This window comes from Teichococcus aerofrigidensis, from assembly GCF_054073225.1.
This window is the reverse complement of the sequence record NZ_JBSXMU010000231.1, coordinates 1-2,082: the sequence shown is the minus strand read 5'-3', so window position 1 is coordinate 2,082 and position 2,082 is coordinate 1. Positions and strand designations below refer to the sequence as shown.

General features: G+C 75.3%; 1 protein-coding gene and 1 pseudogene. Both read right to left on the bottom strand.

What is annotated here, in order from left to right; all coding sequences use genetic code 11:
• A pseudogene (locus tag ACVMLK_RS20825) lies at window positions 1-1,083 on the bottom strand (squalene--hopene cyclase); the annotation flags it as partial.
• Between the two features lie 86 nt (window positions 1,084-1,169).
• Window positions 1,170-2,036 (bottom strand): presqualene diphosphate synthase HpnD, encoded by an 867-nt coding sequence (hpnD, locus tag ACVMLK_RS20820; protein ID WP_457487512.1) that lies wholly within the window; start codon window positions 2,034-2,036, stop codon window positions 1,170-1,172.
• Between the last annotated feature and the right edge of the window lie 46 nt (window positions 2,037-2,082).

Genomic DNA, 2,082 nt, shown 5'->3' with positions numbered 1-2,082 from the left:
TCGCCCGGCGCTCGCCGGTGACGCGCAGCCGCGGGCCCCCCCCCCCCCCCCGGGGGGGCGCCCCCCCGCGGCCGGGCCGCCGACCTCCATCAGCGCGTGGCTGGCCAGGGCGGTGTCCCAGACCGGCGAGACGCAGGGCTGGCAATAGGCCTCCTCCCCGCGGATCACGAGCAGCTTCTCGATGGCGCGGCGGGCGGTGGCGCGCTCGGGGTGCTCCGGCGGATAGCCCAGCGCGTCGTACATCATCACCGCGTTGGCCATGGCGGGGTAGATGGCGCCCAGCCCGTCCTCGCCGTTCAGCCGCTCGCGCACGAAGTCCAGGCAGCGGGCGATGGCCCGGCGGCGCAGCACCCGGGGCCAGAGCGGCTCGGCCGAGCGCAGCGCGCGGTCGAGCCCGTTGAAGAACAGCGCCCAGCCCCGGTGCTGGTGCTCCGCCACCCAGCGCCGCGCCGCCCGCCCCTCGGCGAAGAGCTCCGGCACATGCACGCCGCGGGGATTGCGCGCCTTCCGGCGCAGCGCCGCCAGTACCAGCAGCGGCGCGACGACGGTGCGCGCCCAGTAGGACATGCGCGAGAGGTGAACCGGGAACCAGCGTGGCGCCAGGATCAGCTCGACCGGCATGACCGGCACGCGCGACCACGGGATCTCGCCGTACTGCGCCAGCAGGATATGGGTGAAGACATTGCTGGCCCCGGCGCCCCCGGCGGCGAGGATCGCCGCGCGCGCGCGCGCCATGTGCGGCGCCTCCGGGCTGTCGCCGATCATCTTCAGGCAGAAATAGGCCTTCACCGAGGCGCTGACATCGAACGCCCCGCCATGGAACAGCGGCCAGCCGCCATCCTCGCCCTGGATGCGGCGAAGGTAGTTGCCGATGCGGCGCTCGAGATCACGATCCTCCGCCTCGCCGAGGTAGTGGCGCAGCAGGACGTACTCCGAGGGGATGGTGGCATCGGCCTCCAGCTCGAAGATCCAGTGGCCATCGGCGCGCTGCTGCCGCAGCAGGGCCTCCGCCGCGTCCTGGATCTCCGCCTCCAGCGCATCCGGCTCCCGGGCGGCGGCATATGCAAAGACGGCGTCGTTCATGGTGCCGCCATTCTCCGCCCCTGTGCGCCGCCGGGCAAGCGGCGAAGCCCACGCCTGGCGATCAAGCCCGGGTCATTCCGCACGCGTCACCGCATCAGCCAGCAGCGCGCCACCAGCGCGAGCAGGCGCGGCTTGCCGATGCGGACGCGGCGGCGCGGCGGCGCCCAGCCGGCGGCGCGCATGTCCCGCAGCAGGGCGCTGTAGACCGCCTGCATCAGCCGCGGCGCCAGCAGCCGGCCGCGCGGGCGGCCGCGCAGCAGCCGGTCGGCGGCGGCGAAATACGCTTCGGCACGCCCGGCGAGGACGCGGCAGGCGGCCTCCACCCGGGCATCGGCGAGCACCGTGGCGGGGTCGTCCGACTCGATACCCGCCTGCCGCAGAAGCTCGGCCGGCAGGTAGAGGCGGCCGATGGCGGCGTCCTCGTCGAGGTCGCGCAGGATGTTGGTGAGCTGCAGCGCCCGGCCGAGATCCCGCGCCAGGGCCAGGCCCGGCGCCTCCTCCATGCCGAAGACGCGGGTGGAGAGGCGGCCGACGGCGCTGGCCACGCGGTCGCAGTAGAGGTCGAGCGTGGCCTCGTCCGGGGCGCGGAGATCGGCCTCGACATCCATCGCCATGCCGTCGATCACCGCCAGGAAGTCGGCCTGCCGCAGCCCGAAGTCGCGCACCGCCGGGGCCAGGAAGGCGGCGCGCCCCGCCGGCGCCCCTGCGTAGAGCGCCGCCAGATCGGCGCGCCAGCGGTCGAGCTCCCTGGCGCGGAGGGCGCGCGGGCGGGTGCCGTCATCGGCGATGTCATCCACCTGCCGGCAGAAGGCGTAGATGGCGAACATCGCCTCGCGCTCGCGCCGGGGCATCAGCCGCATGGCGGCGTAGAAGGAGCTGCCGCTGACCTGGGCGCGCAACGCCTCGGCCTCCGGCACCGCCTGCAGCGGCAGGGCACCGCCCCCGGCGCTCATTCGGGCCGCGCCCGCGGGCCGGGGAGGGCGGGGCCCAGCCGCCGCG